The organism is Streptomyces corchorusii, assembly GCF_001514055.1.
In the GTDB taxonomy this organism is placed as follows: Bacteria; Actinomycetota; Actinomycetes; order Streptomycetales; family Streptomycetaceae; genus Streptomyces; species Streptomyces olivaceoviridis.
The window spans coordinates 256543-267576 of the sequence record NZ_KQ948364.1 but is presented as its reverse complement, the minus strand read 5'-3'; the positions used below and the strand labels follow the sequence as shown (position 1 = coordinate 267576).

Below are 11034 nucleotides of genomic sequence, written 5' to 3'. Positions count from 1 at the left end.
TCAATACACCTAGGGAGCGCCCGCACAAGGCATCCCGAAAGGCTTGAAACGCTGATGCGCTTCACCTCCCAGACGTCATCGGATGGCGTCACCGAACAGTTCTTCACCCTCGATGAGATCCCCGGCGTGCTGTGGACGCCGGAAGACGCCTCTGGTACTCGTCCCCTGATTCTGCTCGGCCACGGCGGCGGGCAGCACAAGACCGCTCCCGGCAATGTGTCCCGCGCCCGCCGCTACGCGGCCGAGGGCTTCGCGGTCGTCGCGATCGACGCCCCCAACCACGGCGACCGTCCCCAGGACGAGGAGTTCGGCCGGCTCGTGGCCGACATGCGGGCCGGCATGGCCGCCGGTGAGGACCCGGGCGCGCTGGTCGCCGGCATGCACAGCCATTTGGCCGGTCAGGCCGTCGCGGACTGGCAGGCGGTCCTGACCGCGGTCCAGAGCCTCGACCAGGTCGGCGTCGGACCGGTGGGCTACTGCGGTATGTCGATGGGCTGCGGGCTCGGCATTCCGCTCATCGCCGCGGAACCCCGGATCCGAGCCGCGGTGCTGGGGCTGCTGGGCGTGCACGGGCTGGCCGAGGACGCCGCGCGGATCACTGCACCGGTGCAGTTCCTGGTCCAGTGGGACGACCAGATGGTTCCGCGGGACCAGAGCCTGGCGTTGTTCGACACGCTGGCCTCGTCCGAGAAGACGCTGCACGCCAACACCGGCGGGCACGGGGACGTGCCGTCGTTCGAAGTGGACAGCTCACTGAGGTTCTTCACCCGGCATCTGAGCTGACATCGCGTCACTGTGCCCGGCGCGTCGGTCGGAACACCGTTCCCGGCCGGCGCGTTCGGTCCGCACTGCCCGGCATGGCCGAGCGGGTGCAGGGGCGGGAGACCGATGACCGACTTCAACACCGATGGCTTCGACTCGCTCCACCCGAAGTACAAGGGCGGCCGGCCCAAGACCTCACCCCGCCCGCAGGCCCCGAAGGCCCTCGCGGCTGGTGTCGCGGTACTTGACCACGAAGAAGGACACCCGAGCAGGTGACTGGGCCGCGGCCGGCAACCTGGTGGACTGGGCGAACGCCGCCTGATGCGGCACTAGCCGGGTGCACCCACCCGCAGGCCGCTCATCCGGCCCTCCAGGCGGCTGAGCAACTCGGCAAGGAGACCCGCGAGTTCGCCCTGGCCCGCCGGGTCGAGGACGGACAGTACGGCCGTCTCGTAGGCGAGTTGCTCGGGGAGGATGCCGTCGACCAGGTCGCGGCCGGTGTCCGTGAGGCGGACGTGGGCCACGCGGCGGTCGCGGGTGTCGCCGCGCCGTTCGACCAGGCCGCGCTCGGTCAGCTGCTTGATCCGCTTGGTGACGGCGGCGCCGGAGGAGAAGGTCTCCCGGGCCAGCTCGCCCGGGGTCAGCTCGTGCCCGGTGCGGCGCAGCGCGCCGAGCAGGTCGAACTCGGCACGGCTCAGGCCGGCCCGGCGCAGCGGGGCGTCCTCGGCCTGCTGGAGCAGGGCGGCGCAGCGGTTGATCCGGCCGATGACCTCCATGGGTCCGGTGTCCAGCTCGGGGTGGACGGCCCGCCACTGGCGGACGACGGCGGAGACGGTGTCGCCGCGCGCGGGGTCGGTGCCGGCCCCGGGCCGGGTGCCGGTCGCGTCGCTTCCGGGCTTCGGTCCGCCGTTCGTCGCCGTCATGGCCGTATGTCCTCCGTCGTCCTGCCCGGGTCCTGGTCCCGGTCCCGTTCCTGGTCACGGCCCGGGGCCTGGTGGCTGTCCCGGTCCTGCGGCACGAGGCCCTGGCGCCGTACCGTCGCCGCGAGCGTACGGTGTCCGGCCTGCTCGGTGAGCACGACCCGCTCCTCGGGCAGGGCGCGCTGCCACCACTCGCCGGCGGCGGCGTCGGCCGTGGCGCGCAGGTCGACCAGGGCTGCGGCGAGGGTGCGGCGGGCGGACTCCAGCGCGCGGGGCTCGGGGTGCGGCTCGGCGAGCAGGCGTGCGGCGTGCTCGCGGGCCCGCTCCGCCGTGCTCAGCGCGCCCTCCAGGCGGTCGCCCGCACGGCGGTTGGTGACGGCGACGGCGGCGACGAAGCCGACCAGGGCACCGACGAGGGTGTCCGCGACCCGGTCGGTGATGAGCTCGGTGGCGTCCTGGGTACGGGCGAACTCGGTGATGAGCAGGGCCATCGGGGTGACGCACACGCTGCCCAGCCAGTAGTTGCGTCCGATCAGCGCCTCGGCGCCGAAGTTGAGGGCGAGGCAGCACAGCACCAGGGCGGCGGGGTGCAGATGGGCGAGCGGGGCGAGCGCGGCGAAGAGGAGGACGCCGAGGAGGTTGCCGACGACCCGCTGGACGCCCCGGTTCCAGGTGAGGGTGACGTTGGCCTGGTAGAGGGAGGCCGCGGTGACCAGCGCCCAGTAGGGGCGGCCGACGCCGAGGGCGAGGGCGGCGTATCCGGCGAGGGCGCAGCCGAGCGCGGTGCGCACGGCGAGCGGGGCGAGGGGAGCCAGGCGGTGCCACGGCGAGCGGGGCGGCAGGGCCTGTTCGGCGGCCAGGCCGAGGAGTTCGTCGGCGGCCTCGCGCGGCGCCTCGACGCGCGGGACACGGCCGGTGCCGCGCAGGTCGCGGGCCCAGGCGCGCAGCCGGGCGGGGTCGGTGTCGGAGGGCGCGGCCAGGGCGACCTCGGCGCGGACGAGGAGTTGTTCGAGGGCGCGCCGGGTGCGGTCGGGGTGGGCGCCGGCGGCGAGCAGCGACTGCCAGGCGGCGTGGATCGCGGCGGCCGTCGCGGCGCGGGCGCGGGCGTGGCCGTCGGCGGTGCCGTGCGTGTCGGCGTACGCGGCGGCGGCGTTCAGGGCCTGGGCGGTGGCGCGGCGCTCGGGCCCGTGCGGGCGGAACAGCCCGGGGGCCATGCCGACCAGCCAGGCCCAGGCGCCGGCGGCCAGGGCCAGCCCGAGGTGCCCGGGGACCTGGCCGGGGGTCTGCGGCGCGAACAGCGAGGCGGAGCTGATGAAGGTGAGGACCACGTTGCCGGGCGGTCCGATCCGGGTGGCGTCGCACACGGTCTTCTGGACCGCCGCCAGGACGGCGCCGACGGTGACGAGGACGACGGCGTTCGTGGTGAGCGCCGCGGCGAGCAGGGAGACGGCGAGGCCGCCGACCATGCCGAGCACGACCCAGGCGAGCGCGCGGGCCCGGGCGGCGTAGGGCCGGTTGTGGCCGTAGAGGGCGCACAGGGAGCCCGCCATCGTGTACATCGCGAGGTCGAGGCGGCCGAGGGCGAGCAGGGTGAGGTTGGGCGGGGCGACCGCGGCCACCACGCTCAGCGCGGGCTTGAACCAGATGTCGGAGGGGCGCCCGAGGCGGAGGGTGGTGGCGAGGGGAAGACGGTGGGAGGTCGCACTGCTCATAGCATCAATTTAGCATGTGTTTTACCTGTAAAACAGTCTGCGTAGGGCCTGGTCACCGACCGCGCTCCCCTGCATGCTCCCCGTGTACACCCTTGCGCTCGCGTGCGCTTCGCCGGCAGCGGGCATCGCACCCTCGACCGACCGTCGAGCGTGGAGGTGCGCGTGCACGGACCGGTGTCGATCGCCTGGCTGCTGGTCGCGCTGTGCGCGCTGACCGGGGCCTACTGCCTGCTGCGGATGCGCAGCGGTGTCGAGGAGCAGCGCCGGGCCGCGGGCGGCGAGGCGCTGATGGGCTTCGGCATGGCCGCGATGGCCGTCCCGGCGGCGGCGTTCACGCCACCGAGATGGGCGTGGCCGGTGTACGCGGCCGTGTTCGGCGCGGCGGCCCTGCGCGCGCTGTGGGCCGCGCGTGGCGCCCCGCACCATCTGCACCACCTGGTGGGCAGCGCCGCGATGGTCTACATGGCGGTGGCGATGGCCGCGGCGCCGCCCGCCGCCCACCACGGGCACGGCGGCACCGGCGTGCCGCTGCTGACCGGCGCGCTGCTGCTGTACTTCACGGGCTATGTGCTGCTCTCCGGCGCCCGGCTGGTGCCCGCTCCCGCCTCCGCGGGCGGGGGCGGGCCGGCCCCCTGGGGCGACCGCCCCGAGCTGGCGCGGGCCTGCCGGCTGTCGATGGGGATCGGCATGGTGGCAATGCTGCTGGCGATGTGACGGCCGGGCTCCGTACGGCGCCCGCCCGCGCGCCGGCGTCCGGAACCCGTTGCTCGCGTCACTTCGCCGCCCCGGACCGTGCCGCTGAGCGCCGCGCGTTCATAGGGTGCTGACCATGAAGGCCCCCGTGGCCCCGCTGCTGTTCGGCACCCTGCGGGGGTGGCTGGGGGTATCCCCTCCGGGGAAGCGTCGGGGCGGCCGTCCTGTTGTGCCGCGCCCTGCCGACGCCCCTCGGCTCGGCGGCGGCCCGTGGAGTCCGGCGATGCTGGTCCGGGACGTCGTACGGGTCCGGGCGCGACGGCGTGCGCGGCGCGCCGAACCGCTCGCCTGGAGGCTGCCCGGCAAAGGGCGGGGCGGGTTCGGTGCCGGTCCGCCTCCGCACGCTCCTGTCCCGCTCCGTGCGCGGCGCCTGCCGACGGCACCGGACCGGTCGCCGCCCCTGCGCGGACCGCCCCGACACCACCATCCCGGCCGCCGCCCCTCCGCAATCCACGCCCGACGCCGACCGCCGCGCTGGTGCGGGCCGCGGGCGCTGGGCTGATGCCGCTCGCCTGACGGATCTCGCCCACCGGCACCGCGGCCACGGCAGCCCCGCCCCACCGGCACCATGGCCACGGCGGCCCCGCCCCACTGGGACTTGGCCACGGCACCCCGCTTCCACCAGGATCACGGCATGCACCAGCGCCCCTCCGCTCCCCCGTCGCCCCCCGCCCCCGAGCCGCCGACGACGCTGAGCAGAGCCGCCCGCGTGGCCGCCGCTCTCGGCGCCTGCTTCCTGGTGCTGCTGATCCTCGTCGCCCTGCGCTGGCATCCCCTGGTCACCGTGGACGGCGGCATCTCCCGGACCACCCACCGCTGGGCGGTCCGCGACCACGAGCTGACGCATGTCTTCCGGGTGCTGACGGACTGGGTGTGGGACCCGACCACCATGCGTCTGGTCTGCGCCGCGGCGGCGGTGTGGCTCGTCTGGCGGCGCGCGGCCTGGTGGACGGCGCTGTGGCTGGGGATCACCTGCGCGGTGGCCGCGCTCGTGCAGCAGTTCGTGAAGGCGGTCGTCGGCCGGCCCCGCCCGGTCTGGCCGAATCCGGTCGACTCCGCGCACTACGCGGCGTTCCCGTCCGGTCACGCGCTGACCGCCACCGTCGTCTGCGGCCTGCTGCTGTGGCTGCTGCACCGGCACGGCCCACGCCCCGCCCTGTGGCGTACGGCGGTGGCGGCGGCGCTCGTCTCGGTGGTGGGCGTGGGCGTCACCCGGGTGTGGCTGGGCGTCCACTGGCCCTCGGACGTGCTCGGCGGGTGGCTGGCCGGCGCGGCGCTGGTCGCGGCGGCGGTGACGGTCCACGAGTGGCCGCGCGACGGCCGGGAGCGGCCGTCGCGCGGCCGGTAGAGTCCGGCGCATGGCCGCCGTGCTGTTCGACTTCTCCGGGACGCTGTTCCGCGCCGAGTCCGCCGCGTCATGGCTGCGTGCGGCGCTGGACGAGACCGGTCACGCTCTGTCCGAGCCCGAACTGGCCGCGACGGCCCGGGCTCTGGAGGCGGCCGGCGCGCTGCCGGGCGGTGCGGAGCCGGTGGAACTGCCGGCGGACCTCGCGGCGGTCTGGGCGGTGCGGGACGAGAGCGCGGCGCTGCACCGGGCCGCCTACACGGGCCTGTCCCGCCGGGTGCCGCTGCCGGATCCCGGGCTGCACGACGCCCTGTACGAACGGCACATGTCCCCCGCCGCCTGGACCCCGTACCCGGACGCCGAGAAGGTGCTGCGCACCCTGCGCGGGCGCGGGATCGGCGTCGGCGTGGTCAGCAACATCGGCTGGGACCTGCGCCCGGTCTTCCGGGAGCACGGACTCGACGCGTACGTGGACGCGTACGTGCTGTCGTACGAGCACGGGGTGCAGAAGCCGGATCCGCGGCTGTTCGCGGTCGCCTGCGAGGCGCTCGACGCCGATCCGCGGCGGGTGCTGATGGTCGGCGACAACCGGGCGGCGGACGGCGGCGCCACCACGCTCGGCTGTCGGGTGCACTTCGTGGACCACCTGCCGGCGGCCCAACGCCCCGACGCGCTGCTGCCGGTGCTGGATCTCGTCGGCTGAGCACCGAGGCGAACCGGCACGCCGCACCGTCCGTCTGAGACGATCCCCCGCGTCGCCCCAGACGGACGGCTGTTCCGGGCGGGCCCCGGGCATGGGCGTACCCGCTGCGTTGAGTATAGTTGGCTGGCAGCCAGTCAACGCAGGAGTTACAGGATGTCCCCGCGCAGCGCCTCGGTCAATGAAGAATTGCGGCGGCGTTCCCGGGAGCGGCTGCTACAGGCCGCCGTGGAGCTGGTCGGCGAGCACGGGTTCGAGGCCACGACGCTGGGCGACATCGCGGACCGGGCCGGTTCGGCGCGCGGCCTGGTGTCGTACTACTTCCCCGGCAAACGCCAGTTGGTGCAGTCCGCCGTGCACCGCCTGATGCACCGGACGCTGGAGGAGGCGCTGGAGCGGGAGCCGCGCACCGAGGACGGCCGGGAGCGGCTGGCCCGGGCCATCGACGCGATCCTGGGCCTCGCCCGGGACCGGCCCGTGCTGATGCGCCAGCACATGGCGGGCCTGCTCCAGGCCGAGGGCTTCGTGCAGTGCCCGGAGCAGCGCCGGCTGGCGGAGCTGCTCAGCGACACCGTCGCCCGGTACGGCGCGCAGAACGTCTCGGCCGACTACCCGATGCTGCGGGCCCTGTTGATGGGCGCGGTGTTCGCGGCCCTGGTGCCGGGCGTGCCGATGCCCGTGCCGGTGCTGCGGGCGGAGCTGTTCCAGCGGTACGGCCTCGACTGGGAGATGGGTGTGCCTCCCGAGGGCGATGCGGAGCCGGGGGCGGGGCTGGAGGACCTGTCCCGGTTCTTCGCCACGGAGGAGCGGCCGGGCACGCCCTGACGGGGTCCGGCCGCTCGGTCAGCGCCGGGCGTGACGGGGTGCCAGAAGGCCCGCGTCCCGTGCCTGGGCGATCAGCCGGAGGGCGCGCCGGCGACCGCGTCCGGTCGCGTTCATCACGGCGAGCACCGGGTCGGCGCCCTCGTCCTGTGCCGCCCGGTACTCCCGCGCGACGAGCCGGCGGCCCTCGGTGCCGCGCGGCCAGGGCGGCCGGGCTCGGCGTACGACGGCGTCGACGACGGCGATGACGGCGTCCGGCTGGGGTTCCCCGGCCGGAGGGTACTCGGCGTCCGGGGTCGCGCCGTCGTCCGCCCCGCCCGTGTCCGCGCCGCACACCGGGTCGCCGCACGCCGGGTCCGCCCCGGCGTCGACACCGCACGCCGCGAACAGCGGCCCCTCGATCCAGTCGGCGAGCGCCGTCAGGTCGGCGAGGGACAGGGCCGGCTCGGCCTGGACGTCCTCGATGGAGACACGCCCCTCGCTCACCACGGCCAGGGCGTCGACCCGGGCCCCGTCGGGGAAGGCCAGCCGGACCTGGAACCAGGAGGTGACGCCCCCGTGCTCCCGCACCTGCCACGCGGGCCACACGGAGACCGCGCCATCCTCCGCGTTCCGATCGGGAAGATCAAGAAAGGATGCTTCTGGCACCCACGCAACGTAACGTCGTGACCACACCCGGACGTATGGACACGCACCCGGGTCACCCCACCGGCCCCTGCCGCCGGGGCCCCCGCGGTGCCATGCTGGAGCCGTCGCCACACCCTCCTTCGGGCGAGGAGTACCGCTGTGCTGCGTGTCGCCGTCGTCGGTTCCGGGCCGAGTGGGTGTTACACCGCCCAGGGCCTCGTTCAGCGTGATCCGGAGGTCCGGGTGGACGTCCTGGACCGGCTGCCGTGTCCGTACGGCCTGGTCCGCTACGGCGTCGCCCCGGACCACGAGAAGATCAAGTCCCTCCAGAACAGCCTGCGGACGGTGCTGGAGCACGAGCGGGTGCGGTTCCTCGGCGGGGTCCGGGTGGGCGGTCCCGGCGGGCTGCCGGCCCAGCGGCTGAGGGGGATCTACCACGCGGTGGTGTACTGCGTGGGCGCGGCGACCGACCGCCGGCTGGGGATTCCCGGCGAGGACCTGCCGGGCAGCTGGTCGGCGACCGAGTTCGTCTCCTGGTACAGCGCGCACCCGGACGCGGTCGACGCGGGCTTCCTGCGCGGGGTGCGCTCGGCGGTCGTCGTCGGGGTGGGCAATGTCGCGGTGGACGTCACCCGGATGCTGGTCCGGGGTGCGGCGGAGCTGCGGCCCACGGACATCCCGCAGGCCGCGCTGGACACGCTGGCGGCGAGCGGGCTCACCGAGGTGCAGATGGTGGGCCGGCGCGGTCCCGCACAGGCCCGTTTCACCACCAAGGAGCTGCGCGAACTGGGCGGGCTGCCGGACACCGACGTGATCGTGGACAAGGCCGAGCTGGCGCTCGATCCGGCCGATCCCGGCGAGCTGCCGGCGGGGCCGCGGCGCAATGTGGAGGTGCTGCGCGACTGGGCGGCACGGCCTCCCGCGGTGGCCGCCGCACGGCGGATCCGGCTGCGGTTCTTCCTGCGCCCGGTGGAGCTGCTCGCCGACGGCGGCCGGGTGGGTGCCGTGCGCTTCGAGCGGACGGCACCCGACGGCACGGGCGGCGTGACCGGCACGGGCCGGTACGAGGACGTGCCCGCCCAGTTGGTCCTGCGCTCGGTGGGCTATCGCGGGGTGCCGCTGGAAGGGCTGCCGTTCGACCCGGCGAGCGGCACCGTCCCGCACCAGGAGGGCCGGGTGCTGCGCGACGGCGTCCCCTCCCCCGGCGAGTATGTCGCCGGGTGGATCAAGCGCGGTCCGACCGGGGTCATCGGCACGAACCGGCCCTGCGCCAAGGAGACGGTGACCTCGCTGCTCGCGGACGCTCCCGCGCTCGGCCGCGCGGACGTGCCGCAGGACCCGGTCGCGGCCCTGCGGGCGGCGGGCGTCGAGCCCGTGCCCTGGGACGGCTGGCTGGCGATCGAGCGGGCCGAGGCCGAGCTGGGGGCGCGACTGGGGCGGAGCGTGGTCAAACTCTCCGACTGGGACGCGCTGCTCGGAGCGGCGCGGGTGCTGTCGTAGCGCGGCTGTCCGGGGGCGGGCAGGACACACACCGGCAACGGGCCGGAAATCAACAAACTGTTCAAGGCGCCTACGGTCTCGTCCTGTCCGCATGCCACTCCCCACCCGCCGCTGATGGAGCTCCCATGGCCACGACCGCAGACGTGCACCCCGTCGACGAGATACCCCCGGTACGACAGCTCGCCGCCTTCGGGTTGCAGCACGTGCTCGCGATGTACGCGGGCGCCGTCGCCGTGCCGTTGATCGTGGGTGGCGCGCTGAAGCTGTCGCCCGCCGACCTGGCGTATCTGATCACCGCGGACCTGCTGGTGTGCGGCATCGCCACGCTGATCCAGTGCGTCGGCTTCTGGCGGTTCGGGGTCCGGCTGCCGATCATGCAGGGGTGCACGTTCGCCGCCGTGTCACCGATGGTGCTCATCGGGACGACGGGGGGCGGACTGCCCGCGATCTACGGCTCGGTGATCGTCGCCGGGCTGGCCATCATGCTGCTCGCGCCGCTCTTCGGGCGGCTGCTGCGCTTCTTCCCGCCGCTGGTGACCGGCACGGTGATCCTGATCATCGGGGTCTCGCTGCTGCCGGTCGCGGGCAACTGGGCGGCGGGCGGCGCCGGGGCGAAGGACTTCGGGGAGCCGAGGAACCTGGCGCTGGCGGGCTTCGTGCTGGCCGTGGTGCTCGGCGTGCAGCGGTTCGCGCCCGCCTTCCTCTCCCGGATCGCCGTGCTCCTCGGCATCGCGGCCGGTCTGGCGGTCGCCGTGCCGTTCGGGTTCACCGACTTCAGCGGGGTCGGGGATGCCGACTGGGTGGGTGTCAGCACGCCGTTCCACTTCGGGACACCGGAATTCCGCTTGTCCGCGATCGTGTCCATGCTGGTCGTCGCCCTGGTCACCATGACCGAGACGACGGGTGACCTGATCGCCGTCGGTGAGCTGACCGGGCGGAAGGTCGAGCCGCGCCCCCTCGCCGACGGGCTGCGCGCGGACGGCCTGTCCACCGTGCTGGGCGGGGTGTTCAACACCTTCCCGTACACGGCGTTCGCGCAGAACGTGGGCCTGGTCGGCATGACCCGGGTGCGCAGCCGCTGGGTGGTGGCGGCGGCCGGCGGGATCCTGGTGCTGCTCGGTCTGCTGCCCAAGCTGGGCGCGGTGGTCGCGGCGATCCCGGCACCGGTGCTCGGCGGGGCCGGCCTGGTGATGTTCGGGACGGTCGCGGCGAGCGGGCTGCGGACGCTGGCCCGGGTCGGCTTCCAGGGCAACGACAACCTGACCGTGGTGGCCGTCTCGGTGGCGATCGGCCTGCTGCCGGTGGGCGTGCCCACGGTGTACGCGCAGTTCCCGGACTGGTTCCAGACGGTGATGAACAGCGGCATCAGCGCGGGCTGCCTGTCCGCGATCGTGCTGAACCTGCTCTTCAACCACCTTCCGGTGAGGCGGGGTTCAGCCGTCGGCGCGCAGTCGGCCGGACTGCCGGTCGGCGGCGGCGAGGAGGCTGTCGAGCAGCCCCGGGAAGAGGCCGTCTAGATCGTCCCGGCGCAGGCCGTTCATCTTGGCCGTGCCCCGGTAGACCTGCCGGATCACCCCGCTCTCCCGCAGCACCCGGAAGTGGTGCGTGCTGGTGGACTTGGTGACCGGCAGGTCGAACTGCGAGCAGGTCAACTCCGCTTCCCGCGCCGCGAGTTCGCGCACGATCTGGAGCCGCATCGGGTCGGAGAGCGCGTGCAGCACGGACTCCAGCCGGATCTGCTCCCGTTCCGGATGCGGCAGCGCACGGCCGGCGGTGGCGGTGTCGGTCACGGCGACTGCCCTTCCTCGCAAGAAGCTCGACTGCCCGCATTGTACGAGAGTCATCGTAGTTTGACATCCATCGTAGTACGAGGAGTACCGTACGAACCGGTCA

At 74.3% G+C, this 11034-nt stretch carries 12 protein-coding genes; 8 read left to right on the top strand and 4 right to left on the bottom strand.

The window, feature by feature from the left end; translation table 11 throughout:
* Positions 1–54 precede the first annotated feature (54 nt).
* Positions 55–783: a dienelactone hydrolase family protein gene (locus AQJ11_RS32690; protein WP_059265563.1), complete on the top strand. Its 729-nt coding sequence runs from the start codon at positions 55–57 to the stop codon at positions 781–783.
* 105 nt (positions 784–888) lie between these two features.
* Positions 889–1038 carry a hypothetical protein gene (locus AQJ11_RS50025; protein WP_167360887.1) on the top strand — a complete coding sequence of 50 codons (150 nt, stop codon included), beginning with the start codon at positions 889–891 and terminating at the stop codon, positions 1036–1038.
* 53 nt (positions 1039–1091) lie between these two features.
* Here the strand turns inward: AQJ11_RS50025 and AQJ11_RS32685 are convergent, their stop codons facing one another.
* Together AQJ11_RS32685 and AQJ11_RS32680 are read right to left on the bottom strand one after the other, a co-directional pair.
* Positions 1092–1685 (bottom strand): MarR family winged helix-turn-helix transcriptional regulator, encoded by a 594-nt coding sequence (locus AQJ11_RS32685; RefSeq protein ID WP_014671165.1) that lies wholly within the window; start codon positions 1683–1685, stop codon positions 1092–1094.
* On the bottom strand, positions 1682–3394 hold the full coding sequence (locus AQJ11_RS32680) for an FUSC family protein (RefSeq protein ID WP_059265562.1): 1713 nt from the start codon (positions 3392–3394) through the stop codon (positions 1682–1684). Before AQJ11_RS32680 ends, AQJ11_RS32685 begins: the two co-directional genes overlap by 4 nt.
* 162 nt (positions 3395–3556) lie before the next feature.
* Here AQJ11_RS32680 and AQJ11_RS32675 point away from each other — a divergent pair, with 162 nt between their 5' ends.
* The 4 genes from AQJ11_RS32675 (at position 3557) to AQJ11_RS32660 (ending at position 7017) form a co-directional block, all read left to right on the top strand.
* Positions 3557–4108, top strand: a complete 552-nt coding sequence (locus tag AQJ11_RS32675; protein WP_059265561.1) for a DUF5134 domain-containing protein — start codon at positions 3557–3559, stop codon at positions 4106–4108.
* 673 nt (positions 4109–4781) lie between these two features.
* On the top strand, positions 4782–5495 hold the full coding sequence (locus tag AQJ11_RS32670; RefSeq protein ID WP_244218444.1) for a phosphatase PAP2 family protein: 714 nt from the start codon (positions 4782–4784) through the stop codon (positions 5493–5495).
* Between the two features lie 10 nt (positions 5496–5505).
* Positions 5506–6195, top strand: a complete 690-nt coding sequence (locus AQJ11_RS32665) for an HAD family hydrolase (RefSeq protein WP_059265560.1) — start codon at positions 5506–5508, stop codon at positions 6193–6195.
* Positions 6196–6348: 153 nt separating this feature from the next.
* Entirely contained in the window at positions 6349–7017 is a 669-nt protein-coding gene (locus tag AQJ11_RS32660) for a TetR/AcrR family transcriptional regulator (protein ID WP_014671170.1), read from the top strand.
* 18 nt (positions 7018–7035) lie between these two features.
* Here the strand turns inward: AQJ11_RS32660 and AQJ11_RS32655 are convergent, their stop codons facing one another.
* On the bottom strand, positions 7036–7602 hold the full coding sequence (locus tag AQJ11_RS32655; protein WP_059265559.1) for a DUF6214 family protein: 567 nt from the start codon (positions 7600–7602) through the stop codon (positions 7036–7038).
* A 198-nt stretch (positions 7603–7800) separates the two neighbouring features.
* Between AQJ11_RS32655 and AQJ11_RS32650 the strand changes: the two genes are divergently transcribed.
* Both AQJ11_RS32650 and AQJ11_RS32645 read left to right on the top strand, forming a co-directional pair.
* A complete protein-coding gene (locus tag AQJ11_RS32650; protein ID WP_059265558.1) occupies positions 7801–9141 on the top strand; it encodes an FAD-dependent oxidoreductase in 1341 nt (446 codons plus the stop codon).
* A 125-nt stretch (positions 9142–9266) separates the two neighbouring features.
* Positions 9267–10658: a nucleobase:cation symporter-2 family protein gene (locus AQJ11_RS32645; RefSeq protein WP_059265557.1), complete on the top strand. Its 1392-nt coding sequence runs from the start codon at positions 9267–9269 to the stop codon at positions 10656–10658.
* On the opposite strand, the gene AQJ11_RS32640 is transcribed toward AQJ11_RS32645, so the two are convergent.
* Positions 10575–10985 (bottom strand): ArsR/SmtB family transcription factor, encoded by a 411-nt coding sequence (locus AQJ11_RS32640; protein ID WP_078611696.1) that lies wholly within the window; start codon positions 10983–10985, stop codon positions 10575–10577. The genes AQJ11_RS32645 and AQJ11_RS32640 overlap by 84 nt on opposite strands.
* Positions 10986–11034 lie beyond the last annotated feature (49 nt).

Bases quoted from the DNA above. Each gene is read 5' to 3' on its own strand.
- AQJ11_RS32690 (WP_059265563.1), top strand. From the start codon at position 55: ATGCGCTTCACCTCCCAGACGTCATCGGATGGCGTCACCGAACAGTTC.
- AQJ11_RS50025 (WP_167360887.1), top strand. From the start codon at position 889: ATGACCGACTTCAACACCGATGGCTTCGACTCGCTCCACCCGAAGTAC.
- AQJ11_RS32685 (WP_014671165.1), bottom strand. From the start codon at position 1,685: ATGACGGCGACGAACGGCGGACCGAAGCCCGGAAGCGACGCGACCGGC.
- AQJ11_RS32680 (WP_059265562.1), bottom strand. From the start codon at position 3,394: ATGAGCAGTGCGACCTCCCACCGTCTTCCCCTCGCCACCACCCTCCGC.
- AQJ11_RS32670 (WP_244218444.1), top strand. From the start codon at position 4,782: ATGCACCAGCGCCCCTCCGCTCCCCCGTCGCCCCCCGCCCCCGAGCCG.
- AQJ11_RS32665 (WP_059265560.1), top strand. From the start codon at position 5,506: ATGGCCGCCGTGCTGTTCGACTTCTCCGGGACGCTGTTCCGCGCCGAG.
- AQJ11_RS32660 (WP_014671170.1), top strand. From the start codon at position 6,349: ATGTCCCCGCGCAGCGCCTCGGTCAATGAAGAATTGCGGCGGCGTTCC.
- AQJ11_RS32645 (WP_059265557.1), top strand. From the start codon at position 9,267: ATGGCCACGACCGCAGACGTGCACCCCGTCGACGAGATACCCCCGGTA.
- AQJ11_RS32640 (WP_078611696.1), bottom strand. From the start codon at position 10,985: ATGACTCTCGTACAATGCGGGCAGTCGAGCTTCTTGCGAGGAAGGGCA.